The sequence below is a fragment of the Pseudomonas sp. TE3-3-F2023 genome (assembly GCF_036784815.1).
In the GTDB taxonomy this organism is placed as follows: Bacteria; Pseudomonadota; Gammaproteobacteria; order Pseudomonadales; family Pseudomonadaceae; genus Aquipseudomonas; species Aquipseudomonas pudica.
Genome location: NZ_CP145113.1, coordinates 5,672,436 through 5,698,359, shown reverse-complemented (window position 1 = coordinate 5,698,359; position 25,924 = coordinate 5,672,436). Strand labels below are relative to the sequence as shown.

Annotated in this window: 22 protein-coding genes; 11 read left to right on the top strand and 11 right to left on the bottom strand. The window is 63.7% G+C overall.

Translation table 11 applies throughout. The features are described 5' to 3' along the window. The first annotated feature begins 15 nt into the window (after positions 1 to 15). Positions 16 to 1,683: a gamma-glutamyltransferase gene (gene ggt, locus V3314_RS26100; protein ID WP_046616365.1), complete on the top strand. Its 1,668-nt coding sequence runs from the start codon at positions 16 to 18 to the stop codon at positions 1,681 to 1,683. 131 nt (positions 1,684 to 1,814) lie between these two features. On the opposite strand, the gene V3314_RS26095 is transcribed toward ggt, so the two are convergent. After that, complete coding sequence (locus V3314_RS26095; RefSeq protein WP_046616364.1) at positions 1,815 to 3,734, bottom strand: methyl-accepting chemotaxis protein; 1,920 nt, start codon at positions 3,732 to 3,734, stop codon at positions 1,815 to 1,817. Between the two features lie 256 nt (positions 3,735 to 3,990). Then, positions 3,991 to 4,878 carry a neutral zinc metallopeptidase gene (locus V3314_RS26090; RefSeq protein ID WP_015271806.1) on the bottom strand — a complete coding sequence of 296 codons (888 nt, stop codon included), beginning with the start codon at positions 4,876 to 4,878 and terminating at the stop codon, positions 3,991 to 3,993. Between the two features lie 226 nt (positions 4,879 to 5,104). On the opposite strand from V3314_RS26090, the gene pcaH reads away from it, so the two are divergent. Both pcaH and pcaG read left to right on the top strand, forming a co-directional pair. Further along, on the top strand, positions 5,105 to 5,824 hold the full coding sequence (gene pcaH, locus V3314_RS26085; RefSeq protein ID WP_003251597.1) for a protocatechuate 3,4-dioxygenase subunit beta: 720 nt from the start codon (positions 5,105 to 5,107) through the stop codon (positions 5,822 to 5,824). Between the two features lie 10 nt (positions 5,825 to 5,834). Then, positions 5,835 to 6,440, top strand: coding sequence for a protocatechuate 3,4-dioxygenase subunit alpha (pcaG, locus tag V3314_RS26080; RefSeq protein WP_046616363.1), 606 nt, complete (start codon positions 5,835 to 5,837; stop codon positions 6,438 to 6,440). A 140-nt stretch (positions 6,441 to 6,580) separates the two neighbouring features. Here pcaG and trmA read toward each other — a convergent pair whose 3' ends face one another. From trmA to V3314_RS26065, 3 genes are all read right to left on the bottom strand, one after another. Next, a complete protein-coding gene (trmA, locus tag V3314_RS26075; RefSeq protein WP_046616362.1) occupies positions 6,581 to 7,666 on the bottom strand; it encodes a tRNA (uridine(54)-C5)-methyltransferase TrmA in 1,086 nt (361 codons plus the stop codon). Continuing rightward, positions 7,663 to 8,958: an NCS2 family permease gene (locus V3314_RS26070; RefSeq protein WP_046616361.1), complete on the bottom strand. Its 1,296-nt coding sequence runs from the start codon at positions 8,956 to 8,958 to the stop codon at positions 7,663 to 7,665. The genes trmA and V3314_RS26070 overlap by 4 nt, the downstream gene beginning before the upstream one ends. A 281-nt stretch (positions 8,959 to 9,239) precedes the next feature. After that, on the bottom strand, positions 9,240 to 10,460 hold the full coding sequence (locus V3314_RS26065) for an MFS transporter (protein WP_046616360.1): 1,221 nt from the start codon (positions 10,458 to 10,460) through the stop codon (positions 9,240 to 9,242). Positions 10,461 to 10,804: 344 nt separating this feature from the next. On the opposite strand from V3314_RS26065, the gene V3314_RS26060 reads away from it, so the two are divergent. Genes V3314_RS26060 through V3314_RS26050 form a run of 3 tightly spaced genes read left to right on the top strand, consistent with a single transcriptional unit; the run spans position 10,805 to position 13,417 of the window. Further along, positions 10,805 to 12,241, top strand: a complete 1,437-nt coding sequence (locus tag V3314_RS26060; RefSeq protein ID WP_046616359.1) for a cytochrome ubiquinol oxidase subunit I — start codon at positions 10,805 to 10,807, stop codon at positions 12,239 to 12,241. Between the two features lie 3 nt (positions 12,242 to 12,244). Then, positions 12,245 to 13,252, top strand: coding sequence for a cytochrome d ubiquinol oxidase subunit II (cydB, locus tag V3314_RS26055; protein ID WP_046616358.1), 1,008 nt, complete (start codon positions 12,245 to 12,247; stop codon positions 13,250 to 13,252). Between the two features lie 9 nt (positions 13,253 to 13,261). After that, positions 13,262 to 13,417, top strand: coding sequence for a DUF2474 domain-containing protein (locus V3314_RS26050; RefSeq protein WP_008094148.1), 156 nt, complete (start codon positions 13,262 to 13,264; stop codon positions 13,415 to 13,417). A gap of 117 nt (positions 13,418 to 13,534) precedes the next feature. Here the strand turns inward: V3314_RS26050 and V3314_RS26045 are convergent, their stop codons facing one another. Beyond that, positions 13,535 to 14,665 (bottom strand): methyltransferase, encoded by a 1,131-nt coding sequence (locus V3314_RS26045; RefSeq protein WP_046616357.1) that lies wholly within the window; start codon positions 14,663 to 14,665, stop codon positions 13,535 to 13,537. Positions 14,666 to 14,761: 96 nt separating this feature from the next. Beyond that, positions 14,762 to 15,469 carry an autoinducer binding domain-containing protein gene (locus tag V3314_RS26040; RefSeq protein ID WP_046616356.1) on the bottom strand — a complete coding sequence of 236 codons (708 nt, stop codon included), beginning with the start codon at positions 15,467 to 15,469 and terminating at the stop codon, positions 14,762 to 14,764. A 212-nt stretch (positions 15,470 to 15,681) separates the two neighbouring features. On the opposite strand from V3314_RS26040, the gene V3314_RS26035 reads away from it, so the two are divergent. Then, a complete protein-coding gene (locus V3314_RS26035) occupies positions 15,682 to 16,458 on the top strand; it encodes a ferredoxin--NADP reductase (RefSeq protein ID WP_046616355.1) in 777 nt (258 codons plus the stop codon). A gap of 60 nt (positions 16,459 to 16,518) precedes the next feature. Here V3314_RS26035 and mscL read toward each other — a convergent pair whose 3' ends face one another. Continuing rightward, positions 16,519 to 16,938 (bottom strand): large-conductance mechanosensitive channel protein MscL, encoded by a 420-nt coding sequence (gene mscL / locus V3314_RS26030; RefSeq protein WP_046616354.1) that lies wholly within the window; start codon positions 16,936 to 16,938, stop codon positions 16,519 to 16,521. A gap of 175 nt (positions 16,939 to 17,113) precedes the next feature. Between mscL and radA the strand changes: the two genes are divergently transcribed. Beyond that, on the top strand, positions 17,114 to 18,484 hold the full coding sequence (radA, locus tag V3314_RS26025; RefSeq protein ID WP_046616353.1) for a DNA repair protein RadA: 1,371 nt from the start codon (positions 17,114 to 17,116) through the stop codon (positions 18,482 to 18,484). 176 nt (positions 18,485 to 18,660) lie between these two features. On the opposite strand, the gene V3314_RS26020 is transcribed toward radA, so the two are convergent. Together V3314_RS26020 and V3314_RS26015 are read right to left on the bottom strand one after the other, a co-directional pair. Continuing rightward, complete coding sequence (locus tag V3314_RS26020) at positions 18,661 to 20,178, bottom strand: nucleobase:cation symporter-2 family protein (RefSeq protein ID WP_046616352.1); 1,518 nt, start codon at positions 20,176 to 20,178, stop codon at positions 18,661 to 18,663. Between the two features lie 263 nt (positions 20,179 to 20,441). Then, positions 20,442 to 20,804, bottom strand: a complete 363-nt coding sequence (locus V3314_RS26015) for a PilZ domain-containing protein (RefSeq protein ID WP_046616351.1) — start codon at positions 20,802 to 20,804, stop codon at positions 20,442 to 20,444. 178 nt (positions 20,805 to 20,982) lie between these two features. On the opposite strand from V3314_RS26015, the gene V3314_RS26010 reads away from it, so the two are divergent. The 3 genes from V3314_RS26010 (at position 20,983) to yjiA (ending at position 24,384) form a co-directional block, all read left to right on the top strand. Beyond that, positions 20,983 to 23,049, top strand: coding sequence for a carbon starvation CstA family protein (locus V3314_RS26010; protein WP_024087740.1), 2,067 nt, complete (start codon positions 20,983 to 20,985; stop codon positions 23,047 to 23,049). Between the two features lie 13 nt (positions 23,050 to 23,062). After that, positions 23,063 to 23,260, top strand: a complete 198-nt coding sequence (locus V3314_RS26005; protein WP_013974210.1) for a YbdD/YjiX family protein — start codon at positions 23,063 to 23,065, stop codon at positions 23,258 to 23,260. Between the two features lie 146 nt (positions 23,261 to 23,406). Next, the gene (gene yjiA / locus V3314_RS26000; RefSeq protein WP_046616385.1) at positions 23,407 to 24,384 is read left to right on the top strand and encodes a GTPase; all 978 of its coding nucleotides are present in this window, start codon (positions 23,407 to 23,409) and stop codon (positions 24,382 to 24,384) included. Here yjiA and V3314_RS25995 read toward each other — a convergent pair. Further along, positions 24,344 to 25,831, bottom strand: coding sequence for a methylenetetrahydrofolate reductase C-terminal domain-containing protein (locus tag V3314_RS25995; protein ID WP_046616350.1), 1,488 nt, complete (start codon positions 25,829 to 25,831; stop codon positions 24,344 to 24,346). The genes yjiA and V3314_RS25995 overlap by 41 nt on opposite strands. Between the last annotated feature and the right edge of the window lie 93 nt (positions 25,832 to 25,924).

The following is a 25,924-nucleotide window of genomic DNA, read 5'->3' as shown; positions in this document are numbered from 1 at the left end:
CACCAAGGAAGTGTCATGCGTATTGCTCCGTTCCAGTACCTGGCTCTCGCAGCCGCGATCCTGAGCTGTTCCTCGGTTCATGCCGCCAACCTTGAGGGCGGTGCGGTGGCCGCGCCCGATCAATATGGTGCACAGGTGGCAGCCGACATCCTCAAGAAAGGCGGCAACGCGGTGGATGCTGCAGTGGCCACGGCTTTTACCCTGGCGGTGACTTATCCCGAGGCCGGCAACATCGGTGGTGGCGGGTTCATGACCCTGTTCGTCGACGGCAAGCCCTACTTCCTCGACTACCGCGAAGTCGCGCCCCAGGCCGCCACGCGCAACATGTACCTGGACGAAAAGGGTGAGGTCATCGAGAACCTCAGCCTGGTCGGGGCACGCGCTGCTGGCGTACCGGGCACGGTGATGGGGTTGTGGGAGGCGCACCAGAAGTTCGGCAAGCTGCCCTGGAGCGAGCTGCTGACCCCGGCCATCGGCTATGCGAAAAACGGCTTCAAGGTGGCGGCAAAGCAGTACCAATACCGCAACGATGCCCAAGGCATGTTCAAGACCGCGACCAATTTCAACGACTACTTCGGAAACATGAAGGTCGGCGAGCTGTTCAAGCAACCGGAAATGGCCCAGACCCTGGAACGTATCGCCGACAAGGGCGTGAGCGAGTTCTACCAGGGCAAGACCGCCGACCTGCTGGTGGCGCAGATGCAGGCCGACAAGGGCCTGATCACCAAGCAGGACCTCAAGGACTACAAGGCAGTATGGCGTGAGCCGATGGCCGTGAGCTGGCGTGGCAATGTGGTGTACACCGCGCCACCGCCAAGCTCCGGTGGTGTCGCCCTGGCACAGCTGCTGGGCATCAAGGAAAACCGCGCGGCGGACTTCAAGGGTGTGGCGCACAACTCGGCGCAGTACATACACCTGTTGGCCGAGATCGAGAAGCGCGTGTTCGCCGACCGCGCCGACTACCTTGGTGACCCAGGCTTCACCAAAGTGCCGGTGGATCAGCTGGTGGCCAAGGACTACCTGGCCAAGCGCGCCGCGCAGGTCAACCCGAAGGCCATTTCAGACACCGACAAGGTCAAGCCTGGCCTGGAACCGCACCAGACCACGCACTTCTCGATCGTAGACAAGCAGGGCAATGCGGTCAGCAACACCTACACCCTCAACCTCGACTACGGCAGTGGTGTGGTGGTGAAAGGCGCCGGCTTCCTGCTCAACGACGAGATGGACGATTTCAGCGCCAAGCCGGGGGCGGCGAACGCCTTTGGTGTGGTTGGCGGCGATGCCAATGCCATCGCCCCGGGCAAGCGCATGCTGTCGTCCATGAGCCCCAGCCTGATGACCCGCGATGGCAAGGTCGAGCTGGTCATCGGTACACCGGGTGGCTCGCGGATCTTCACCTCGATCTTCCAGGTAATGAACAACCTGTACGACTACGGCATGCCGCTGGACAAGGCAGTGGCGGCGCAGCGCGTGCACCATCAGTTGCTGCCCAAGGACACCATCTACTTCGACAGCTATGCGCCGCTGACCGGGCCGGTGGCCGATGAACTGAAGAAGATGGGCTATGTGCTGGAGGACCAGGGCTGGGAGATGGGGGATATCCAGGCGATCCGGGTTGATGGGACGAAGCTGGAGACCGCTTCGGATCCGCGTGGGCGTGGGGTAGGGATGATCGTCAAGTAATACCTGTTCCATCGCTGGGAGGGCTTTGCCCTCCTATCGCGACACAAGGCCGCTCCTACAGGAGATCGCTGTCCCTTGTAGGAGCGGCCTTGTGTCGCGATGGGCCGCAAAGCGGCCCCAGGGTCTTCAGGTCAGACGCGGAACTGGCTGACCAACGTCTGCAACTGCCCACCCAACCGCGCCAGCTCCACGCTGGACGCCGCCGTCTCGTCACTGGCCGCCGCCGTCTGCTCCGACACATCGCGCACATTCAGGATGCTGCGGCTGATCTCCTCCGCCACCGCACTCTGCTGCTCCGCTGCTGCGGCGATCTGCTGGTTCATCGACTGGATGCTCGACACCGTGCTGGTGATGCTCTCCAGCGAGGCCCCGGCCTTGCGCGCCAGCTCGACGCTGCTGTCGGTCAGGGTTCGGCTGCCGTGCATGGCCGTAGCCACTTGCTGGGTCCCATGTTGCAGGCTGGCGATCAGCTCTTCGATTTCTTCGGTGGATTTCTGTGTGCGCTGGGCCAGGCCGCGTACTTCATCGGCGACCACGGCAAAACCACGGCCGGCCTCGCCGGCACGCGCCGCCTCGATCGCTGCGTTCAGCGCCAGCAGGTTGGTCTGTTCGGCCACCGACTTGATCACGTCCATCACGCTGCCGATCTTCTGGCTTTCCTGCTGTAGCAGGTTCATGGCTTCGGTGGATCGGTGCATGTCTTCGGCCAGGCGCTCGATCTGGCCAATCGCTTCGCCCACCACGCGGTCGCCGGCACGGGCTTCGTCATCGGCGCCGGTGGCGGCATGCGAGGCCTGTTCGGCATTGCGTGCCACTTCCTGAACGGTAGCGGCCATTTCGTGCATGGCGGTGGCAACCTGGTCGGTCTCGACCTTCTGGCTGTTGGCGCCGGCGCTGGTCTGCTCGGTCACAGCCGACAATTCCTCGGCAGCGCTGGCGATCTGGGTGACGCCGTCGCGGATGCCGCTGATCAGCTCGCGCAAAGTGGTGCCCATGCGGGCGATGCCTTGTTGCAGTACGCCCAGTTCGTCGCGACGGGTGACACGCAGGTGCTGGGTGAGGTCGCCGCTGGCGATCTTCTCCACTGCCACCATGGTGTCGCGCAGCGGGCGGGTGATCTGCCGGGTGATCAGCACTGCCGCCAGCACGCCGACCAGCAGCGCCAGCAGCGTGGCGATGGCCTGCAGGCTGCGGGCCTGGGTGCTCTCGATGTCACGGCGCTGCAGCTGGATCTGGTACAGCGCGTCGCTGCGCTTGACGATGTCGGCACCCTGCACGGTCATTTCGGCGCGCGCAGTGGTGATGTTGGCGACCGCATCGCGGAACTGGCGCACGGCGTCACGGTAGGCCAGCACCGAGCCCTCGAACTGTTGCAGGCGTGTGTCTTCAGCCGGCAGCTGGCGCTTGAGGTTGTCGATTTCGGCCAGGGCGGTGTCCAGCTGGCGCAGGGCGGCCTGCTCGTTGGCGGCGCTGTTTTCGGCAATGTAGCCGCGTACATCGATGCGCACCTGCAGCAGTTGCTGGCGGGCCTTGCTGATCAACTGATACTGGGCCAGGCGCACGCTGTCGGCTTCGGGGCGCGCCATGACTTCCTGGCTGAGAGCGTCCATGGCCTGGTCGGCGCGGCTGGCCGAACCGTCCATGGCCGTGCGCGCGGTGCGGGTGGCGTCGTAGCCCTGGCGCATCTTGTTCAGCGACACCTTGTAGGCGCTGATGGTCTCGCCCAGTTCACCCAGCAGCTTGATGTTTTCCGGGCTCTTGAAGGTGCTGGCCAGGTAGGCCTGCTGTTTGCTGAAGGCGTCCAGCTTGGTCTGGGTGTTGGCGGCGGCGGCATCGTCGCCGTTGGCGATCATGTACTGCAGGCGGGCAATGCGCAGGTCGGTCAGGTCCTTGTTGAGCTGGCCGATATCGCCCATCCAGTTGCTGCGGTCGATCAGGCTGCCCAGGCTGGTCCAGCCGGTCAGGGCCAGCAGGCCGGTGAGGATCAGTACCAGGCCAAAGCCCAGGCCGAGTTTGAGGTTGACGCTGATGTTGGCGAACCAGCTGTTCATGCACGCTCTCCAGAAGTTGTTTTCGCTCGCTTGATCTTCGATCGCCAGGCGTTGTTGTTCTGGATGCCCGCTGATTCGTGCAGGGGTTATCGGCAGTGATGTAGGAAGCTGAAACGCTTTTTCAGCAGATTTGTAACTGGCTTGATTGAGGGCTGCCTTGCAGCCCTTCGCGGGCGACGCGGTGGATGGCACCGGCTTTGCCGGTGTTCGCGGCTAAAGCCGCTCCCACAGGGATCGCGTCGGTTTGCGAAGTTATTCAAAGGTTGCGTGCACTGAAGGTATCGCAGCGGTTCACCTCACCCTCGGCAAACCCTGTCTTGAACCAGCGCACCCGCTGCGCCGAGGTGCCATGGGTGAACGAGTCCGGTACCACGCGTCCGCGGCCCTGCTGCTGCAGGCGGTCATCGCCAATGGCATTGGCCGCGTTCAGCGCCTCTTCGACGTCACCCGGTTCCAGCCAGTTCAGGCGCTTCTGGGCCTGGTAGGCCCATACCCCGGCCAGGCAGTCGGCCTGCAGCTCCTGGCGCACCAGCAGGCCATTGTCACCTTCCATGCGCTGCCCACTGCGGCGCGCGGCATCGACTTTGGCCGACACGCCCAGCAGGGTCTGCACGTGATGGCCGATTTCGTGGGCGATCACGTAGGCCTGGGCAAAATCGCCGGCTGCGGCGAAGCGGGTTTCCATTTCGCGGAAGAAAGACATGTCCAGGTAGACCCGTTGGTCTGCCGGGCAGTAGAACGGCCCCACCGCCGCCGAGGCAAAGCCACAGGCCGAATTGACCTGGCCGCTGAACAGCACCAGCTTGGGGTCGCGGTACTGCTTGCCGCCCTCGGCGAACAGGGCTTTCCAGGTGTCTTCGGTATCGCCCAGGATCGAGGCGACGAACTCGGCCTGCTGGTCGTTGGCCGGCGGGGCTTTGCCGCCCGCGCTGCTGGGCGCCTGCTGTTGTTGCTGCTCCATCTGGCCGGCGAGCTGGCCAAGAATCTGCAGCGGGTCCTGGCCGGTGAGCCAGCCGATGCCGACAATCAGCAGCACCGCACCAAGCCCCAGCCCCTTGCCGCCGCCGAAACGCATGCCGCCGCCACCACCTTCGCCTCGGGCATCGACCACATTGTCGCTGCGTCGGCCTTTTCGCCAATCCATGAATGCTCTCCGGAGCGTGAAACAAGAAGACAAAGATTAGTCCACGACGGCGGCGAGTGTCAGGCCAAGATGCTTATGCATAACCAAATGGTTATGTTTGGTGTGGCTGATTTCAATATTCATTGCGCGCGACCTGCCTGAAACTGCATGTGGGAGCGGGCTTGCCCGCGAAAGGGTGTCAAATCACCCCCCGCGCATTTCCATAATTCCAAGAGAGGAAACCGGCATGCCCGCCCAGGACAACAGCCGCTTCGTGATCCGTGATCGCAACTGGCACCCGAAAGCCCTTACGCCTGACTACAAGACTTCTATTGCCCGCTCGCCACGCCAGGCATTGGTCAGCATTCCGCAATCGATCAGCGAAACCACCGGCCCGGACTTTTCCCACCTGGGCTTCGGCGCCCATGACCATGACCTGCTGCTGAACTTCAACAACGGCGGCTTGCCGATCGGCGAGCGAATCATCGTCGCCGGCCGTGTCGTCGACCAGTACGGCAAGCCTGTGCCGAACACCCTGGTGGAAATGTGGCAGGCCAACGCCGGTGGCCGCTACCGTCACAAGAACGACCGCTACCTGGCGCCGCTGGACCCGAACTTCGGTGGCGTCGGCCGTTGCCTGACCGACCGTGATGGCTACTACAGCTTCCGCACCATCAAGCCGGGCCCGTACCCATGGCGCAACGGCCCGAACGATTGGCGTCCGGCGCACATCCACTTCGCCATCAGCGGCCCGTCGATCGCCACCAAGTTGATCACCCAGCTGTACTTCGAGGGTGACCCGCTGATCCCGATGTGCCCGATCGTCAAGTCGATCGCCAACCCGCAAGCCGTGCAGCAGTTGATCGCCAAGCTCGACATGAGCAACGCCAACCCGATGGACTGCCTGGCCTACCGCTTCGACATCGTGCTGCGCGGCCAGCGCAAGACCCACTTCGAAAACTGCTGAGGACCCCGCCATGCCAATCGAACTGCTGCCGGAAACCCCTTCGCAGACCGCCGGCCCCTACGTGCACATCGGCCTGGCCCTGGAAGCGGCCGGCAACCCGACCCGCGACCAGGAAATCTGGAACCGCCTGGCCAAGCCGGACGCGCCCGGCGAGCATATTCTGCTGATCGGCCACGTGTATGACGGCAATGGCCACTTGGTGCGGGACTCGTTCCTGGAGCTCTGGCAAGCCGACGCCAACGGTGAGTACCAGGATGCCTACAACCTGGAAAACGCCTTCAACAGCTTTGGCCGCACGGCTACCACCTTTGACGCAGGTGAGTGGACGGCGCATACGGTGAAGCCAGGTGTGGTGAAAAACGCCGCCGGTGTGCCAATGGCACCGCACATCAACATCAGCCTGTTTGCCCGGGGGATCAACATCCACCTGCACACGCGCCTGTATTTCGATGACGAGGCCGAGGCCAATGCCAAGTGCCCGGTGCTCAACCTGATCGAGCAGCCGCAGCGGCGCGAGACCTTGGTGGCCAAGCGTTGCGAGGTGGACGGGAAGACGGCGTATCGCTTCGATATCCGTATTCAGGGGGAAGGGGAGACGGTGTTCTTCGACTTCTGAGTGAAGGCTGGGGCCGCTTTGCGGCCCATCGCCGGCAAGCCAGCTCCCACAGGGACTGCACAGGCCTTGAGGGCAGCGCGGTCGGAGTGGGAACTGGCTTGCCGGCGATGGGCTGCAAAGCAGCCCCGGCTGTCTGAAGGTCAGCGCCGAACTAGCAGAACCCCACTCTCCATATGGTGGGTATAGGGGAACTGGTCAAACAATGCACACCGCTCAATGCGGTGGGTGTCCTGCAACTGGGCAATGTTCGCCGCCAGTGTCTCCGGGTTGCACGAGATGTACAGGATCCGCTCGAAACGCCGGGTCAGCTCGCAGGTATCCGGGTCCATCCCCGCCCGCGGCGGGTCGACGAACACCGTACCGAACTCGTAGCTCTTCAGGTCGATGCCTTCCAGCCGGCGGAATGGCCGAACCTCATTCAGTGCCTGGGTCAGCTCTTCTGCCGACAGGCGCACCAGCCGCACGTTATCCACTGCGTTCTCATCAAGGTTGCTCAGCGCGGCATTGACCGACGTCTTGCTGATCTCCGTGGCCAGCACCTGGCGCACGCGGGTGGCCAGCGGCAGGGTGAAGTTACCGTTGCCGCAGTACAGCTCCAGCAGGTCGTCGTCGCGCTCGCCGATGGCCTCGAAGGCCCAGCTCAGCATCTTCTGGTTCACCGCGCCGTTGGGCTGGGTGAACGCGCCTTCCGGCTGGCGGTAGCTGAACACACGACCAGCGACTTCGAGTCTTTCCACCGCGTAGTCACGGCCGATGACCAGGCGCTTGCCCTTGGAGCGGCCGATGATGCTCACGCCCAGCTCTTCGGCCAGCTGCCGTGCGGCCGTTTCCCAGGCCTCGTCCAGCGGGCGGTGGTAGCACAGGGTGACCATGGCATCGCCAGCCAGGGTGGTGAGGAACTCCACCTGGAACAGGCGGTTGCCCAGCTCTTCGCTGGCCTGCCAGGCCGCCTTCAGGCGCGGCATCAGTGCATTGATGCGCTGGCTGGCAATGGGGAAGTCGTCGATCAGGATCGCCTTGTGCTTCTCGCCCGGGGCGAACATGGCGTAGTGGCGCTGGCCATCCTCGCGCCACAGGCGGAATTCGGCGCGCAGGCGGTAATGCTCGCGCGGCGAGTCGAAAACAGCCGGCTCCGGCGCGCCGAACGGCGCCAGCAGCTCGCGCAGCCGGGCCACCTTGGCGTCCAGCTGGGTGGTGTAGGAGGAGGGGTCGAAAGCAGCACTCATGCGTTGAACCAGCCCAGCTTGATGACGAACAGGATGGAAAGGATCACCAAGGCCGGATTCAGGTCGCGGTGGCGGCCGGAGATCAGCTTGACGGCGGTCCAGGAAATGAAGCCGAAGGCGATGCCGTTGGCGATCGAATAGGTCAGCGGCATGGCCAGGGCGGTCACTACCACCGGTGCGGCTTCGGTGACGTCGTCCCAGTTTATTTCTGCCAGGCCCGAGGCCATCAGCACCGCGACGAACAGCAGCGCCGGGGCGGTGGCGAAGGCCGGCACGCTACCGGCCAGCGGGGCGAAGAACAGCGCCAGCAGGAACAGCATGGCGACCACGATAGCGGTCAGGCCGGTACGGCCACCGGCGCTCACGCCCGCGGCGGATTCGATGTAGCTGGTGGTGGTCGAGGTGCCCAGCAGGGAGCCGGCCATGGCGGCGGTGCTGTCGGCGATCAGGGCGCGGCCCATCTTCGGCATGTGGCCGTCCTTGCCCATCAGCCCGGCGCGCTTGGCCACGCCGATCAGGGTGCCGGAGTTGTCGAACAGGTCGACGAACAGGAAGGCGAAGATCACGCTGACCAGGCCCACGTCCAGTGCGCCGGCGATGTCCAGTTGCAGGAAGGTCGGGGCCAGCGATGGCGGCATCGAGACCACGCCACCGAAAGGCGTCACGCCCATCAGGATCGAGGCGATGGTCACGGCGAGAATGCCGATCAGCACCGCGCCGCGCACTTTCAGCGACTCGAGGCCGACGATCAGGAAGAAGCCCAGGGTGGCGAGGATCGGTGCTGGCTGCTTGAGGTCGCCCAGGCCTACCAGGGTGGCTGGGTTGTCGACGACGATGCCTGCGTTATGCAGGGCGATCAGCGCCAGGAACAGGCCAATACCCGCGGCAATGGCCGAACGCAGCGGCAGCGGGATGCTGTTCACGATCCATTCGCGGATGCGGAAGATCGACAGCAGGAAGAACATCACCGCCGACAGGAACACCGCACCCAGTGCCACCTGCCAGGTGTGGCCCATGTGCAGGACCACGGTGTAGGTGAAGAACGCGTTCAGGCCCATACCCGGCGCCAGTGCGATCGGGTAGTTGGCGATCAGGCCCATGGTCACGGAGCCGATGGCCGCAGCCAGGCAGGTCGCGACGAAGATCGCGCCCTTGTCCATGCCGGTCTCGCCGAGGATGCTCGGGTTGACGAACAGGATGTAGGCCATGGCCAGGAAGGTGGTGACGCCCGCGAGAATCTCGGTGCGCACGTTGGTGTTGTGTGCTTTTAGTTGAAACAGCCTTTCCAGCATGCCCGCTCCCCGAGGCGCCCCCGGCGCCATGAATGTATCGACCCCATCAGCAAAGCACAGACCGTACCGGTTGCCGTGGTTTTGTGTGGGGCGGAAAAAAGCCGCGCATCATACCAGCATGCTTGGCGGGGGCCTATCGCCGTTGGGGAATGGTTTCTCTATAGCCTGTACCGGCCCTTTCGCGGGCTTGCCCGCTCCCACAGGGACACCGCAGGGCCTGAGGGCGGTGCGGTCCTTGTGGGAGCGGGCAAGCCCGCGAAAGGGCCGGCACAGGCGAGCGATCAACCGTTATGCAACCGGTCCCGCTTGGCCAGTGTGGGGAACAGTCTTATCCACACCCCCGTCACCACCAGAGTGCCCACTCCACCCAGCACCACCGCCGGCACCGTCCCAAACCAGTGCGCCGTCACCCCCGATTCGAACTCGCCGAGCTGGTTCGAAGCACCAATGAACAAGCCGTTAACCGCGCTCACCCGCCCGCGCATTTCATCCGGCGTCTCCAGCTGCACGAAGGCGCCGCGGATGACCATGCTGATCATGTCCGCTGCGCCCAGCACCACCAGCACCGCCAGCGAGAACCAGAACGAGGTCGACAGGCCAAAGGCGATGGTCGCCACGCCGAATACACCGACTGCCGTGAACATGGTCCGCCCCACGTTGCGCTCGAACGGGAAGCGCGCCAGCCACAGCGACATCAGCAACGCCCCCACCGCTGGCGCCGAGCGCAGCAGGCCGAGGCCCAGCGGGCCGGTCAGCAGGATGTCCTTGGCGAACACCGGCAGCAGCGCGGTGGCCCCGCCCAGCAGCACGGCGAACAGGTCCAGTGAGATGGCGCCGAGGATGTCGGGCCGGCTGCGAATGAAGCGGATGCCGGCCAGCAGCGATTCAATGCTGGCGCGCCCGCGCTGGGCCACCTGGCCGCGTGCCTGCAGGCTCAGGGTCAGCACGCAGGCGATGGCGTAAAGGGCCACGGTGGGGCCGTATACCCAGATGCTGCCGAAGGCATACAGGAAGCCGCCCACCGCCGGTGCCACGATGGTTGCCGACTGGGTGGCCGAGGCGGAAGCCGCCACCGCGCGTGGGAACAGCCCGGCCGGTACCACGTTTGGCAGCAGCGCCTGGGTCGCCGGCATTTCGAACGAACGCGTGGCGCCGAGCAGGAAGGCAAGGGCGAAGATCAGCTCGCGGGTGACGTTGTCGGTGGCGCTGCCCAGCGCCAATGCCAGGGCAATCAGCCCCTGCAGGCTCTGGCACAGCGCAGCGACCTTGCGCCGGTCATAGCGGTCGGCGACATGCCCGGTGTGCAGCATGAACAGCACCCGTGGGGCGAACTCGACCAGGCCGACCAGGCCCAGGTCCAGCACGTTGCCGGTCAACTGGTAGAGGTGCCAGCCAATGGCCACGGTGAGCATCTGGAAGCCGCTGGCGGTGAACACACGGGCTAGCCAGAAGGCCAGGAAAGGGCGGTGGTGACGCAACAACTGCGGTGCGGAATCGGACATCGGAAACCAGGGGCCTCGGCGCAGTAGAGGGGTGCGCAGCGTATCATCTGTTTGTAACAAACAGTTACTGTTTGCCGGGGTCGGCACTTTTTCACGCGTCATGAAAGGGGGTGGGGCAACCGGTCACGCGGCAATCAACCACACGGCCCGGCGGGCCATTCAGGACTATGCTTCCTATCAATCGTTGATCTGGGTCAATCGTTCCAGATGTAACGATCGGGCCCTCGGGCCGAAATCCCTGCGATCGAACAGAACAATTCCAACGCGCCGCACTCGACTACCGTGGGGGCAGTGGGCGATTGGGCCAGCGGCCCGGACGCCGGATTATCTGAAGAGGAAGCACCATGTTCGGAATAGAGGCCCTAGAGCTCGCCCGAATGCAGTTTGCCTTTACCGTGTCGTTCCATATCCTGTTCCCGGCCATCACCATTGGCCTGGCGAGCTACCTGGCAGTCCTCGAAGGCCTCTGGCTGCGGACCAACAACCAGGTCTACCGTGACCTTTATCACTTCTGGTCGAAAATCTTCGCCGTCAACTTCGGCATGGGCGTGGTCTCCGGCCTGGTCATGGCCTACCAGTTCGGTACCAACTGGAGCCGCTTCTCCGACTTCGCCGGCGCCATTACCGGCCCGCTGCTCACCTACGAGGTGCTGACCGCGTTCTTCCTCGAGGCTGGCTTCCTGGGGGTCATGCTGTTTGGCTGGAACCGCGTCGGCCGTGGCCTGCACTTCTTCTCCACGGTGATGGTTGCGCTCGGCACCCTGGTCTCGACCTTCTGGATCCTCGCCTCCAACAGTTGGATGCAGACCCCGCAAGGCCACGAGATCATAGATGGCCGGGTGGTGCCGGTGGACTGGCTGGCGGTGGTATTCAACCCCTCGTTCCCCTACCGCCTGATGCACATGGCCACTGCCGCGTTCGTCGCCACCGCGTTCTTCGTCGGTGCCTCGGCGGCCTGGCACCTGCTGCGCGGGCGTGACAACCCGGCGGTGCGCAAGATGCTGTCGATGGCCATGTGGATGGCGCTGATCGTCGCCCCGATCCAGGCGGTGATCGGTGACTTCCATGGCCTCAATACCCTCAAGCACCAGCCGGTGAAAATCGCCGCGATTGAAGGCCACTGGGAGAATGTGCCCGGCGAGCCAACCCCGCTGATTCTGTTCGGTATCCCCGACATGCAGGCCGAAACCACTCGCTTCAAGCTCGAGATCCCGGCGCTCGGCAGCCTGATCCTGACCCACAGCCTGGACAAGCAGGTGCCAGCGATGAAGGAGTTCCCGCCCGAAGACCGGCCCAACTCGACCATCGTCTTCTGGTCGTTCCGGATCATGGTCGGGCTGGGCTTCCTGATGATCTTCGTCGGCCTGTGGAGCCTCTGGCTGCGCAAGCGCGGCACGCTCTACACCTCGCGGCCGTTCCTGCACCTGGCCTTGTGGATGGGGCCTTCCGGGCTGATCGCGCTGCTGGCCGGCTGGTTCACCACCGAAATCGGCCGTCAGCCCTGGGTGGTGTATGGCCTGATGCGCACCGCAGACGGTGTGTCCAACCACAGTTACGCCCAGCTCGGCTTCACCTTGGTGGCATTCGTGGTGGTGTACTTCGCACTGTTCGGCACCGGCCTTGGCTACATGATGCGCCTGGTGCGCAAAGGGCCGCAGACCGGTGAGGGTGACGAGCACAACCCTGGTGGCCCTGGCACCAAACGCACCCCGGCGCGGCCGCTGTCCGCCGCCGATGATGGCCACGAGGCCAACTCTGCCAGCCTGAGCAAGGGGAACTGAGCCATGGGTATCGACCTTCCGCTGATCTGGGCCGTGATCATCATCTTCGGCGTCATGATGTACGTGGTGATGGATGGTTTCGACCTGGGGATCGGCATGCTTTTCCCGTTCGTGAAGGGCGAGCATGACCGCGATGTGATGATGAACACCGTCGCCCCCGTATGGGACGGTAACGAAACCTGGCTTGTGCTGGGTGGTGCCGGGCTGTTCGGAGCGTTCCCGATGGCTTACTCGGTGGTGCTGGAGGCACTGTACCTGCCATTGATCCTCATGCTGATTGGCCTGATCTTCCGCGGCGTGGCTTTCGAGTTCCGCTTCAAGGCCAAGGCCGACAAGCGCCACATCTGGGACAAGGCGTTCATCTGGGGCTCTCTGGTCGCCACCTTCTTCCAGGGCGTGGCGCTGGGTGCCTTCCTCGAAGGCTTCAAAGTGGTCGACCGGCACTTCGCCGGTGGCACCCTTGACTGGCTGACCCCGTTCAGCCTGTTCTGCGGCCTGGGGCTGATCGTTGCCTACACCCTTTTGGGCTGCACCTGGCTGATCATGAAGACCGAAGGGTCGCTGCAGCAGAAGATGCACGACATCGCCCGGCCGCTGGCGCTGGTGCTGCTGGTGGTGATCGGCATCGTCAGCCTGTGGACACCGATTGCCTACCCGCAGATCGCCGAGCGCTGGTTCAGCATGCCTAACCTGGTCTGGTTCATGCCGGTGCCGATCCTGGTGCTGGTAACCTTCTACGGGTTGCTCAAGGCGGTGGCGCGCAATGCGCACTACACGCCGTTCCTGCTGACGTTGGTGCTGATCTTCCTCGGCTACAGCGGCCTGGGCATCAGCCTGTGGCCGAACATAATCCCGCCGTCGATCTCGATCTGGGATGCCGCGGCGCCACCGCAGAGCCAGGGTTTCATGCTGGTGGGCACACTGTTCATCCTGCCGTTCATCCTCATGTACACCTTCTGGAGCTACTACGTGTTCCGCGGCAAGGTGACCCATGAAGACGGCTATCACTAGGAGGGCCGCATGATGACAGGCAAGCATGGCTTGGACGAGAAGAAACCCCTGTGGCAGCGCCTGGGCTGGCTGCTGTTGATCTGGGCAATGAGCGTGGCGGCCCTCGGCGTGGCGGCCTACGTGATGCGCCTGTTCATGGGGGCAGCGGGGCTGACCACCCATTGAGGCAAGCCTGTTCTGGCCCTATCGCCGGCAAGCCAGCTCCCACAGGTACTGCACTGCCCTTGAATGCAGTGCAGTACCTGTGGGAGCTGGCTTGCCGGCGATAGGGCCGGTACAGACTTACTTACGGGCTTTAAGGATGACGAACTTGGGCGTAGCCGCCACCTGCTCCACCCCCCGGAACAACCGCGCCAGCTTGCTGTGATAGCCCAGGTGCCGGTTACCCACGATATACAGCGCACCGCCTACCACCAACGCCTCACGCGCCTGCTGGAACATCCGCCAGGCGAGGAAGTCACCCACCACCTGCTGCTGGTGGAACGGCGGGTTGCACAGCACCACGTCCAGCGACTGCTTCTCCAACCCCGCCAACCCATCGGCTGCCTCGAACACTGCCGGGCGTTCGCCCAGCGCGGCCTGCCAGTTCTCGCGCGCCGATTGCACCGCCATGTACGACTCGTCGACCAGAGTGTACTGGGCATCCGGGTTGGCCAGGGCGCTGGCGATCGCCAATACCCCGTTGCCGCAGCCCAGGTCCGCCACCCGCGCGCGGCCCAGTTCGCGGGGCAGGTGCGGCAGGAATGCCCGCGTGCCGATATCCAACCCCTCACGGCAGAACACGTTGGCATGGTTGAGCAGCTCCAGCTCCAGCGCCGGCGCGTCGAGGCGGTAGCGGCTAGGGTAGGGCGAGCGGGCGACCGGCCGCTCGGCTACCGTCGCGGTCAGCAAGCGGGCCTTTTTCTGCGCCAGCGAGGCTTGCACCGGGCCGATGTACTTCTCCATAAGGTCACCGGCCGCCCGTGGCAGGTGCTTGATCATCGCCCCTGCAATCACCTGCGCACCGGGCGCCAGGTGGCCTTGCAGGCGAATCAGTTGTTCTTCGAGCAGGGCCAAGGTCTTGGGCACGCGCACCAGCACCCGGTCGAACGGGCCTTGCCAGTGTTCGCTGGCCGGCACGAACGGCACACTGTCAAATGGCAGGCCGTTGCGTGCCAGGTTCTTTTCCAGGGCCAGGTGCGCCAGATGCGAATCGCCACTGCTGACTACCTGCAGCTTGCCCGCCAGGCTGGCGGCCAGGGCGCCGAAGCTGTCATTGAGCACCAGCACCCGGCACTCGGCCCGTGGGGCCTGTTCGTGCAGCTGCGCAAGCAGGTACTCGTCGGCGGCATCGAAAGCCTGCAGTGGGTCGTTGGCCTGTTCCGGCTGGCGGATCAGGTCGAGTTCGGCGTATGGGGTGGTCAACAGGGGCATGGCGTCTGGCTCGGGTACGAAACTGCCCGTTGCGGTTCGCCCCGGGCTTTGCCGGGCGATTCTACAGGGCTTTGCCCAAGGTCGCAGGTTTGACGGTCAGATCCAGCCACGCATGATGGCGATGGCGACGGCGCCAGCTTTGTTGGCGGCGTTGGTCTTGGTAATGACACTGCGGATGTGGAAGTTTATCGTGCTTTGCGACACTGACAGGATCTTGGCGCAATCGAGGGCGGTCTTGCCTGCGGCCGACCATCTCAGCACTTCCAGTTCCCGCTCACTCAACTTCGGCTGCGGCGGGCATAGTGCTGTGAGGTGATGTGCGCTGATCACCTCATGCAGGGTATGACAAAGCCACTGCACACTGCCGGCCTTTCTGTAGAGTTCGGCGATACTGATGGACTTTCTGGACCTGGCTACGCTTATCTGGCTTTCGTTGTGCTGCTGGTCGTGCAATGACTGCGTCCAGCCATGGCGCAAGCCGTTCTGACAGGCAGCTTTACGAAACTGCGGAGCCTCGCGGTACAGTTCATCGGTCCACAGCACCGGCATGGTCGAGCCGTGGCTCGCATTGGCGGCCGAATCCTGCTTGTAGAGGTCATCGCGCTGGTAGCGCTCGATCCATTCATGGGGGTAGTTGCTGTACAGGAACAGGTGGGGTGTTTGCGTAGCGATCTGGATGCGAATGTTCAGCCCCAGGTACTCCATGCCCAGATCCTGCGCCATATGCACGGCCATGCCGAATAACTTCTCTGGGCAGCGTTCGCCGGCGAACGCACGAAGATAGTCGGGTTTCCAGTGGCGCATCTGAAACACTCCTTGAGCCTCAGGTCCAGTCCGTTTGGGTGCCCGGATGATTGTAGGAAAGGACCTACCAATGTGCTGAGATTTTTTTGTTATAGCGGTCAGGAACCGATGCGACTTCGGCAGGATCGCCGTGGATGAGGCCCTACAAAGCAGTGGTTTTTATCCGCGCCACTTTGCGCGACACTGTGCGCACGCCAAACCTGGAGCCCGATATGACCGCTAGCGCCGAAAAGTTCACCCGCCAGACCCTGCTCGATGTTCAGCCACTCACGCCGAACCTCTTCAGCCTGCGGGTTACGCGCGATGCAGGGTTCCGCTTCCGATCCGGCCAGTTTGCCCGCCTGGGCGTGACCAAGGCGGATGGCAGCGTGGTGTGGCGCGCCTATTCCATGGTCAGCGCGCCTCATGACGAGCACCTCGACTTTTTCTCCATCGTGGTGCCAGGCGGGGAGTTCACCAGCGAGCTGAGCCGACTGGGGGCAGGCGATACCCTGCTGATCGACCGCCAGGCCTTCGGCTTCCTCACCCTTGATCGCTTCGTTGGTGGTCGCGACCTTTGGTTGCTGGCGACCGGTACTGGCATCGCGCCGTTCATGTCGATCCTGCAGGACTTCGAGGCCTGGGAGCGTTTCGACAACATCAAGCTGGTGTATTCGGTGCGCGAAGCGAAAGAGCTGGCCTATGTGGATGAGATCGCCGGGCTGGAGCAGCGCGATTACCTGGCCGAATTCGCTGGCAAGTTGCAGTTCATTCCGGTAGTGACCCGGGAGCAACACCCGGGGGCGTTGAACCAGCGTATCACCACGCTGATCGAGAACGGCGAGCTGGAAAAGGCGGCGGGTCTGGAATTGTCGCCGGAGCATTCGCGGGTGATGCTGTGTGGCAACCCGGAGATGATTGACGAAACACGCAAGGTGCTGAAAGCGCGGGACCTGCAGTTAAGCCTGAGCAAGCGGCCTGGGCAGGTGGCGGTGGAAAACTACTGGTAAGGCCATTGGGGCCGTTGTGAGAGCGGGCGTACCCGCTCCCGCAGCGTTTCCTGCATGACCTCAAGGCAAACGGTTCTGGTTCTGCGCCTTGAGCAAGTCGCGGATCTCGGTCAGCAAGGTCTCTTCTGCAGTCGGCACAGGCGGGGTAGTCGGCGCAACGGCCTCTTCACGCTTGAGCCGGTTGATCGCCTTCACCCCCATGAAGATGGCAAAAGCCACGATCAGGAAGTCGATCACGGTCTGAATGAACTTGCCATACGCCAGCACCACCGCCGGAACGTCACCTTCGGCAGCCTTCAGGGTAATTGCCAGATCGCTGAAGTCCACGCCACCGATCAACAGGCCCAGTGGCGGCATGATTACGTCACCGACGAAAGACGAGACGATCTTGCCGAAGGCCGCGCCGATGATGATACCAACCGCCATGTCGACGACATTGCCTTTGACCGCGAAGGCCTTGAACTCACTGATCATGCCCATGTTTAGTTCCTTGTAACAAAAGGTAAGGTCTACGCATTGTAAGCCACTTAAACGCTTCATGCGTTGTGCTCAGGGTTTCTGACTACCGTTAGAACGAATAGTTTGTCGCATCCCGAGGCGCTCGAGGCACGTCCGGCTCGGCTATCATGGCGGTTTTTTCCAGGAGACCTCACCCATGGCCAAAGCCAAGCGCTTGTATGGCTGCACCGAATGCGGTGCGACCTTTCCCAAATGGGCCGGGCAATGTGGCGAATGCGGGGCCTGGAACACCCTGGTCGAGACCATGATCGAAAGCGGCGGTGCCGCTGCGCCCAGTAGTGGCCGTGCCGGCTGGACCGGGCAGCAGGCGCAGATCAAGACCCTGGCCGAAGTCAGCGTCGAGGAAATCCCGCGTTTCACCACCAGCAGCACCGAACTGGACCGCGTGCTGGGCGGTGGACTGGTGGATGGCTCGGTGGTGTTGATTGGTGGTGACCCCGGTATCGGCAAGTCGACCATCCTGTTGCAGACCTTGTGCAACATTGCCACGGGCATGCCGGCGCTGTATGTCACCGGCGAGGAGTCGCAGCAGCAGGTGGCCATGCGCTCCCGGCGCCTGGGCCTGCCCCAGGACCAGCTCAAGGTGATGACCGAAACCTGCATCGAGACCATCATCGCCACGGCCCGTGTCGAGAAGCCCCGGGTCATGGTGATCGACTCGATCCAGACCATTTTCACCGAGCAACTGCAATCGGCACCCGGCGGCGTGGCCCAGGTGCGCGAAAGCACTGCGTTGCTGGTGCGCTACGCCAAGCAGAGCGGCACGGCGATCTTCCTGGTCGGCCACGTGACCAAGGAAGGCTCGCTGGCCGGCCCGCGGGTACTCGAGCACATGGTCGACACCGTACTGTATTTCGAAGGCGAGTCCGATGGCCGCCTGCGCCTGCTGCGGGCGGTGAAGAACCGCTTTGGCGCGGTCAACGAGCTGGGTGTGTTCGGCATGACCGACCGTGGCCTGAAGGAGGTGTCCAACCCCTCGGCGATCTTCCTCAACCGCACCCAGGAGGAAGTACCGGGCAGCGTGGTGATGGCGACCTGGGAGGGCACCCGGCCGATGCTGGTGGAGGTGCAGGCGCTGGTCGACGACAGCCACCTGGCCAACCCGCGCCGCGTGACCCTGGGCCTGGACCAGAACCGCCTGGCCATGTTGCTGGCAGTGCTGCACCGTCACGGCGGTATTCCCACCCATGACCAGGACGTGTTCCTCAACGTGGTGGGCGGGGTGAAGGTGCTGGAAACCGCCTCGGACCTAGCGCTGCTTGCGGCGGTGATGTCCAGCCTGCGCAACCGGCCCCTGGCCCATGGCCTGCTGGTGTTTGGCGAGATCGGCCTGTCCGGCGAGGTGCGGCCGGTGCCCAGTGGCCAGGAGCGTTTGAAGGAAGCCGCCAAGCATGGTTTCAAGCGGGCCATCGTGCCCAAGGGCAATGCGCCGAAAGAGCCGCCGGCGGGGTTGCAGGTGATTGCCGTTACCCGGCTGGAGCAGGCCCTGGACGCGCTGTTCGAATAATTCGTGGTCTGTACCGGCCTCTTCGCGGGTGAACCCGCTCCCACAGGTACCGCATCAGCTTCAGGATTGCGCAAACCCTGTGGGAGCGGGTTTACCCGCGAAAGGGCCGGTACAGGCAAAACGAAAAAGGGGCCGACGATGCGCATCGGCCCCCCACCTCACCGCTCAGTCAACAGTCAATGCTCGGCAACCGCACTGCGCCTGACCGTTTCATTGCCATGCTCGTCCATTTCCAGCATCGGCACTTCATTACCCTCGGCATCGAACAGCTTGCCATCCTTGAAGTAGTCGCCATCACGCAGCGCTGAAATGTCCGAGTACTGGATGGTGCGCTCGTACGCGGCGGCAAACACCGACTGCTGGTCCGAGTTGCCGGCGGTGAAGTGGTTGAAGATCAGGTTCAGCAGAATGGCCATGATCGCCGCCGAGCTGATGCCCGAGTGGAAGATGGTCTCGAACCAGTTCGGGAAGTGGTGGTAGAAGGTCGGTGCGGCAATCGGGATCATGCCGAAGCCCAGCGAGGCGGCGACGATGATCAGGTTGACGTTGTTCTTGTAGCTGACCTTGGACAGGGTGCGGATACCGCTGGCCGCCACGGTGCCGAACAGCACGATGCCCGCGCCACCCAGTACCGGAGTCGGGACCGCGGCAATCACCCGGCCCATGATCGGCAGCAGGCCGAGCACCACCAGGATCACGCCACCGGTGGCCACCACGTAGCGGCTCTTGACCCCGGTCACGGCTACCAGGCCGACGTTCTGGGCGAACGCGCTCTGGGTGAACGAGCCGAAGACCGGCGCCAGGATGCTCGATGCCATGTCGGCGCGCAGGCCGTTGCCAAGGCGCTTGGAGTCGACCTTGGTGTCGATGATCTCACCCACGGCGAGGATGTCGGCCGAGGTCTCCACCAGGGTCACCATGATCACGATGCACATCGACAGGATCGCGGCGATGTGGAATTCCGGCATGCCGAAATGGAACGGCGTGGGGAAGGCGAACATTGGGCCTTCAGTGACCTTGCTGAAGTCAGCCATGCCCAGCGCCCAGGCGATCAGCGTGCCGACCACCATGGCCAGCAGGATCGACAGGCGCGAGATCGCCGCGCTGCCCAGTTTGCTCAGCAGCAGCACGATGGCGAAGGTCAGGGCCGCCAGGCCGATGTTGGCCACGCTGCCGAATTCCGGCGAGGCGCTGTTGCCACCCATCACCCAGCGAGCGGCCACGGGCATCAGGGTCAGGCCGATGGTGGTGATGACGATGCCGGTGACCAGCGGCGGGAAGAACTTGGTAATGCGCGAGAACACCGGGGTGATCAGAAAGCCGATCAGCGACGCTGCCATGACCGCCCCGAGCACGCCCGGCAGGCCGCCGCCGCCCTCGCTGCTGAGGATCGCACCCATGGTTGCCACGCCGGCGAACGAAACGCCCTGCACCAGCGGCAACTGGCAGCCGAAGAACGGCAGGCCGAGGGTCTGCAGCAGGGTGGCCAGGCCACCGGCAAACAACGAAGCGGCGATCAGCATGCCGATTTCGGCACCGTTCAGGCCCGCGGCCTGCCCCAGGATCAGGGGTACCGCGACGATCCCCCCGTACATGGTCAGCACATGCTGCAGACCATAGGCCAGGTTGGCACCAAGGCCGAGGTTTTCATCCTCGGGGCGCTTGGCGGGAGACGTGCTAGGGGACGTAGTCATGGAGCAGGCTCTCTGTTTATTGTTGTGGTGCTACTGTAGACACTTCCTACAAATGATTGCCACAAGAATTGTATACAATATTTTGATCGGAGCGCGCACAAGAGCGCCCGCAAGGTGTGCGAGAACCCAATGCAGAAGGCGTACCAACTTGTCAGATGCTGTGCTAGAGGGCTGTGTACAAAACGCTGCTACCCAGGCTTAAAGCTGTCTGGGTAGACAGGAAACACAAGGCGGGGAGGCCATTAGCTAGCTAAGAGATTTCATTATTCGATGAGTTCGCGCAGCTCACGCATCATTTCGGTGCTGTCGGCCACGTTCAATTCCACAAGACGGTGCAGATGGGTCATCGACTCGACGTCGATGTACAGGCAGATGAAGCCCAGGCGGTCCGTCTCCTCGTGACGCAGTTCAACCTGCATCTGTACCCGTGCATCGGGGGCCAGGTGAATGATGGCATCGAAATCCTGGGTCAGGTCGGCATCCCAATTTGCCGGGCGTTCGATCAGCAAACCTTTGAGTGAAAGGTCCAGCAGCTTGGCAGGCCAGCGTTGCACGCCCTGGCGCAGCTCGGTGGGGGCGTCGAAGTCGATGCGCTGGAAACGGCGGCGTTCGTCGTGATCGCTCATGGAGTAGATCCTCGCGTAGGTCCTCAGGTGTCATCCTGACTATAGTTAGAGTGGTATGTACATCAGGTACCGCAATCTGGCCGCAGAGGCTCTAGACCAAAGCAAGTGTGGCAATGCGCGATGACTCGCCCTAGACTCGATGGGCGGTCTTTTCCAATCCACCAGCTGGAAGCAAACCATGAACAACAATAATAGCCTGCTACGCCACATTCCGTGGCTGGCGCTGGCAGTCATAGGAGCCTGTGCGCTGGGTGTGGTTGCCCTGCGTCGCGGCGAGGCGATCAATGCCTTGTGGATCGTGGTCGCGGCAGTGGCCATCTACCTGGTCGCCTATCGCTACTACAGCCTGTTCATCGCCACCAAGGTGATGCAGCTCGACCCACGCCGTGCCACCCCGGCGGTGCTCAACAACGACGGCCTGGACTACGTCCCGACCAACAAACACATCCTCTTCGGCCACCACTTCGCCGCCATCGCTGGCGCAGGGCCCCTGGTCGGCCCGGTGCTCGCCGCGCAGATGGGCTACCTGCCCGGCACGCTGTGGCTGATCGCCGGCGTGGTGCTGGCTGGCGCGGTGCAGGACTTCATGGTCCTGTTCCTGTCCACCCGCCGCAACGGCCGTTCGCTGGGCGACATGGTACGTGAGGAAATGGGCCGCATTCCGGGCACCATCGCCCTGTTCGGCTGCTTCCTGATCATGATCATCATCCTCGCGGTGCTGGCACTGATCGTGGTCAAGGCCCTGGCCGAAAGCCCGTGGGGCATGTTCACGGTGATGGCGACCATCCCGATCGCGATGTTCATGGGCATCTACATGCGCTACATCCGCCCGGGCCATATCGGTGAGATCTCGGTCATCGGCGTGGTGCTGCTGCTGGCTTCGATCTGGCTGGGGGGCCAGATTGCCGCGGACCCGACCTGGGGCCCGGCGTTCACCTTCACCGGCGTGCAGATCACCTGGATGCTTGTGGGTTATGGCTTCGTCGCCGCGGTACTGCCGGTATGGCTGGTACTTGCGCCACGTGACTATCTTTCGACCTTCCTCAAGATCGGCACCATCGTCGGCCTGGCCATCGGTATCCTGATCATCGCGCCCGAGTTGAAGATGCCGGCGCTGACCCAGTTCACCGACGGCACCGGCCCGGTGTGGAAAGGCACCCTGTTCCCGTTCCTGTTCATCACCATTGCCTGTGGCGCGGTGTCCGGCTTCCACGCGCTGATTTCCTCGGGGACCACGCCAAAGCTGCTGGACAACGAAACCAACGCCCGCTACATCGGCTACGGCGGCATGCTGATGGAATCGTTCGTTGCCATCATGGCCATGGTCGCCGCCTCGGTGATCGAGCCAGGCGTGTACTTCGCCATGAACAGCCCGGCCGCGGTGGTCGGCGCCGATGTGGCGTCGGTTGCGCAAACGGTGAGCAGCTGGGGCTTCCTGATCACCCCTGAGCAGCTCGAGGCCACCGCCCGCGACATTGGCGAGCACACCGTGCTGGCCCGTGCTGGTGGTGCGCCGACGCTCGCCGTGGGTATCGCGCAGATCCTGCACCAGGTGCTGCCAGGTGAAAACACCATGGCCTTCTGGTACCACTTCGCGATCCTGTTCGAGGCGCTGTTCATCCTCACCGCAGTGGACGCCGGCACCCGTGCCGGGCGCTTCATGCTGCAGGACCTGCTGGGCAGCTTCGTACCGGCGCTCAAGCGCACCGAGTCGTGGACTGCCAACCTGATCGGTACTGCCGGCTGCGTGGCCCTGTGGGGCTACCTGCTGTACCAGGGCGTGATCGACCCGCTGGGTGGCATCAACACCCTGTGGCCGCTGTTCGGCATCTCCAACCAGATGCTGGCCGGTATCGCCCTGATGCTCGGCACCGTGGTGCTGATCAAGATGAAGCGCCAGCGCTACGTCTGGGTCACCCTGCTACCGGCCGTGTGGCTGCTGATCTGCACCACCACCGCAGGCCTGATCAAGCTGTTCGACCCGAACCCGGCAGTCGGCTTCCTGGCCCTGGCCAAGAAGTACAGCACCGCACTGGACGCCGGCCAGGTACTGGCCCCGGCCAAGGACATCGGGCAGATGCAGCACGTGATCTTCAACGCCTACACCAACGCCGGCCTGACCGTGCTGTTCCTGGTGGTGGTGTTCAGCGTGCTGTTCTTCGCTGTAAAGGTCGGCTTCGCCGCCCTCGGCCGCAAGGAGCGCACCGACAAGGAAACCCCGTTCCAGGCCCTGCCTGACGCTTGAGAGGACTGCTGCAATGTTCAACGACCTGGGTCGACTGGGTAAGTACCTGGGGCAGGCCGCCCGCCTGATGGTCGGCATGCCCGACTACGACAACTACGTCGAGCACATGCAGACCAAGCACCCGGACAAGCCGGTCATGACGTACGAGGAGTTCTTCCGCGAACGCCAGGAAGCGCGTTACGGCGGCAAGTCCGGGCCCAAGTGCTGTTGAGCCACAAGCGTTAACCTGTCCCGGCCTCATCGCCGGCAAGCCGGCTCCCACAGGTACTCCACAGGCCTCAAGGTCTGTGCGGTATCTGTGGGAGCTGGCTTGCCGGCGATGAGGCCAGTGTTTTTTCCGCACAGGAGATGTTCTGCGTGCAGACGCCTATTCCCGTAACCGTACTCACTGGCTTCCTCGGTGCCGGCAAGACCACCTTGCTCAAGCACATGCTCAAGGCCGAGCACGGCCTGAAGATCGCCGTGATCGAAAACGAATTCAGCGAGGCCGGCATCGACAGCCAACTGCTGGGCGACGAGCCGGTGCAGGTGATGACCCTGGCCAATGGCTGCGTGTGCTGCAGCATCCACGGCGACCTGACCCGCGCCTTGTACCTGCTGCTCGAACGCCTGGATGCCGGCGAGATCGCCTTCGACCGCCTGGTAATCGAATGTACCGGCCTGGCCGACCCGGCGCCGGTGGCCCAAACCTTCTTCATCGACGAGGAACTGCGTGAGCGCTATATCCTCGACGGCATCATCACCCTGGTCGATACCGCCCACGCCGAACTGCACCTGACCCAGACCATCGCCCAGGCCCAGGTCGGCTTTGCCGATCGCCTGCTGCTGAGCAAGACCGACCTGGTCGAGCCCGCTGCGGTAGAGGCCTTGCGCGAGCGCCTGGCCCGCATCAATGGGCGGGCTGCGATCCGCGTGGTCGAGCATGGTCGCATCGACCTGGCCGAGCTGCTGGATGTACGTGGTTTCAACCTAAACCCCGACCTGGGCGCGAACTTGAAGCCAGCACTACGCCCGCTGCTCAAGCCCGCTACCCCGGATCGGATCTCCACCTTGGTGCTGCGCACGGAAAGCGCGCTGGACATAGACCGGCTCAGCGACTTCATGAACGAACTGCTGGAAACCCACGGCAAGCAACTGCTGCGCTACAAGGGCGTACTGAATATTGCCGGTGAAGCGCGCAAGCTGGTGTTCCAGGGCGTGCTCAAACTCTATGGCTTCGACTGGGACGCCGAGTGGGCCGAGGGTGAAACCCGCGAGAGCGTGATGGTGTTCATCGCCGACGAACTGCCCGAGGCTACGATTCGGGCTGGGTTCGAGGCGCTGGCTGCGAGCTGAACTGACGCGGTGTCTGGGCCTGGAACCACTGCGGCCAAGAACTGCGGTGGCGTGTCTCGAGCTCGATGCACGGTATCAGGCGCTCGGTCAGCAGCTCCGTCTGCCGCATCGCCTTGGCGGTGCGGTACTTGACGCTGTGGATGCATTCGCGGTCGCCGAACTCGCAGCGGTTGAGCGCGGTGCCGCCGCAGGGGCCGTTGGCCAGGCCCTTGGGGCAGGTTTCCGGGCAGATGTACAGGGTGTCTTCCAGGCGGCAGCGGCCGCAGGTGTCGCAGCCTACCAGCGGGCGTTTCACCGCGTGTTCCACCTTGTGCAGCACCTGCGCGCCAAGCCGGGTAGCCCACATCGGCTGGCGCACCGCCCAGCCAAACGCCTTGCTCAGGCCATTGCGACGGCTGAACAGCAGCGAGTGCATGCCATGCATCAGGTGATAGCGCGCTTTCTCCTTGAACGAGGCATCGACCCGTGACTCGCCCTGGCGCCAGCTAGCCTGCGGCGGATGGAAGCTGACTGCCGGCAGGCCGGGCATCTGCCAGCTGGCCTGCCAGGCCGGCGCCCATTGTTCCAGTGTGTGGATTTGCGCCTGCCAGTGCTCGATGCGTGCCTCCAGGGCCAGCAGTTGCTTGAGTTCGTGAACCCCCGACAGATGCACGCCGGCGTAGCCCATCAGTTTCACGCCGATGATCTGCAAGGCCAGGCGGTCGACGCTGCGCGCCAAGGCAAAGGCCTTGGACTTCGCCGCTTCCGCTTCCAGCATGTCGCGCATGGACGGCGTGACGGTCACGCCGGCCACATGCTCGAGCATCGTCGCACGCCCGTGGGTGAGGCTCATCAGGCAGGCCAGCATCGGCCTGGGCGCGGCCTGGCGGCTCATCCAGTGCATCGCTTCCTGGTGTTTGCCTGCATCGAAACCCAGTTGCAGGGTGAGGAAATCGGCGCCTGCCGCCAGTTTTTTCTCGGCCTTGAAGTATTGGGCGCCGCCTTCTTCCTCGCAGTACTTGAACGGGTTGAGCGCCGCGCCAAGCAGCCAGTGCGGGCAGGCCTGGCGGGCGATCTGCAGGGCTGCGACCGATTCCAGGTAGCGTACCGGGCGCTGGCCGGGCTGGTGGCCCGGCAGGCGGTCGCCGGTGAGCAGCAACAGTTGGTCGAGGCCGGCGGCATCCATGCGTTGCAGTTGGGCGAGCAGGTGGTGGCGTTCGCGGTCCTTGCCAGAGAAGTGCGGCAGGGCGGGTACCGGGTTGCTGAACGAGGCGAGGGCGTCCAGTGGCGACATGTCCAGCGGGCTACCGACGCGGTCGCCGATGGCCACGGTCATCGGCCAGCCGCACAGGTGCGCACGGGCCAGGATTGTCTCCATGGCGGCGAAGCGTTCTGCGGAGGGCTTGGGAACGAACTCCATGACGCAGACGAAGGTGTTTTCGCGCAGCGCGGTTTTCAGCAGGCTCATGGGGCCGGGTACCTGGTTTGGTCAGGGTGGCATTTTGCGGCAGAAGGCGAGGGAGGTCATGTCCGGATGCGCAGGCTGGTGCTCTGAATGAGA

Excerpts from the sequence above, each read along its gene's own strand:
- ggt (WP_046616365.1), top strand. The coding sequence starts at position 16 with ATGCGTATTGCTCCGTTCCAGTACCTGGCTCTCGCAGCCGCGATCCTG.
- V3314_RS26095 (WP_046616364.1), bottom strand. The coding sequence starts at position 3,734 with ATGAACAGCTGGTTCGCCAACATCAGCGTCAACCTCAAACTCGGCCTG.
- V3314_RS26090 (WP_015271806.1), bottom strand. The coding sequence starts at position 4,878 with ATGGATTGGCGAAAAGGCCGACGCAGCGACAATGTGGTCGATGCCCGA.
- pcaH (WP_003251597.1), top strand. The coding sequence starts at position 5,105 with ATGCCCGCCCAGGACAACAGCCGCTTCGTGATCCGTGATCGCAACTGG.
- pcaG (WP_046616363.1), top strand. The coding sequence starts at position 5,835 with ATGCCAATCGAACTGCTGCCGGAAACCCCTTCGCAGACCGCCGGCCCC.
- trmA (WP_046616362.1), bottom strand. The coding sequence starts at position 7,666 with ATGAGTGCTGCTTTCGACCCCTCCTCCTACACCACCCAGCTGGACGCC.
- V3314_RS26070 (WP_046616361.1), bottom strand. The coding sequence starts at position 8,958 with ATGCTGGAAAGGCTGTTTCAACTAAAAGCACACAACACCAACGTGCGC.
- V3314_RS26065 (WP_046616360.1), bottom strand. The coding sequence starts at position 10,460 with ATGTCCGATTCCGCACCGCAGTTGTTGCGTCACCACCGCCCTTTCCTG.
- V3314_RS26060 (WP_046616359.1), top strand. The coding sequence starts at position 10,805 with ATGTTCGGAATAGAGGCCCTAGAGCTCGCCCGAATGCAGTTTGCCTTT.
- cydB (WP_046616358.1), top strand. The coding sequence starts at position 12,245 with ATGGGTATCGACCTTCCGCTGATCTGGGCCGTGATCATCATCTTCGGC.
- V3314_RS26050 (WP_008094148.1), top strand. The coding sequence starts at position 13,262 with ATGATGACAGGCAAGCATGGCTTGGACGAGAAGAAACCCCTGTGGCAG.
- V3314_RS26045 (WP_046616357.1), bottom strand. The coding sequence starts at position 14,665 with ATGCCCCTGTTGACCACCCCATACGCCGAACTCGACCTGATCCGCCAG.
- V3314_RS26040 (WP_046616356.1), bottom strand. The coding sequence starts at position 15,469 with ATGCGCCACTGGAAACCCGACTATCTTCGTGCGTTCGCCGGCGAACGC.
- V3314_RS26035 (WP_046616355.1), top strand. The coding sequence starts at position 15,682 with ATGACCGCTAGCGCCGAAAAGTTCACCCGCCAGACCCTGCTCGATGTT.
- mscL (WP_046616354.1), bottom strand. The coding sequence starts at position 16,938 with ATGGGCATGATCAGTGAGTTCAAGGCCTTCGCGGTCAAAGGCAATGTC.
- radA (WP_046616353.1), top strand. The coding sequence starts at position 17,114 with ATGGCCAAAGCCAAGCGCTTGTATGGCTGCACCGAATGCGGTGCGACC.
- V3314_RS26020 (WP_046616352.1), bottom strand. The coding sequence starts at position 20,178 with ATGACTACGTCCCCTAGCACGTCTCCCGCCAAGCGCCCCGAGGATGAA.
- V3314_RS26015 (WP_046616351.1), bottom strand. The coding sequence starts at position 20,804 with ATGAGCGATCACGACGAACGCCGCCGTTTCCAGCGCATCGACTTCGAC.
- V3314_RS26010 (WP_024087740.1), top strand. The coding sequence starts at position 20,983 with ATGAACAACAATAATAGCCTGCTACGCCACATTCCGTGGCTGGCGCTG.
- V3314_RS26005 (WP_013974210.1), top strand. The coding sequence starts at position 23,063 with ATGTTCAACGACCTGGGTCGACTGGGTAAGTACCTGGGGCAGGCCGCC.
- V3314_RS25995 (WP_046616350.1), bottom strand. The coding sequence starts at position 25,831 with ATGAGCCTGCTGAAAACCGCGCTGCGCGAAAACACCTTCGTCTGCGTC.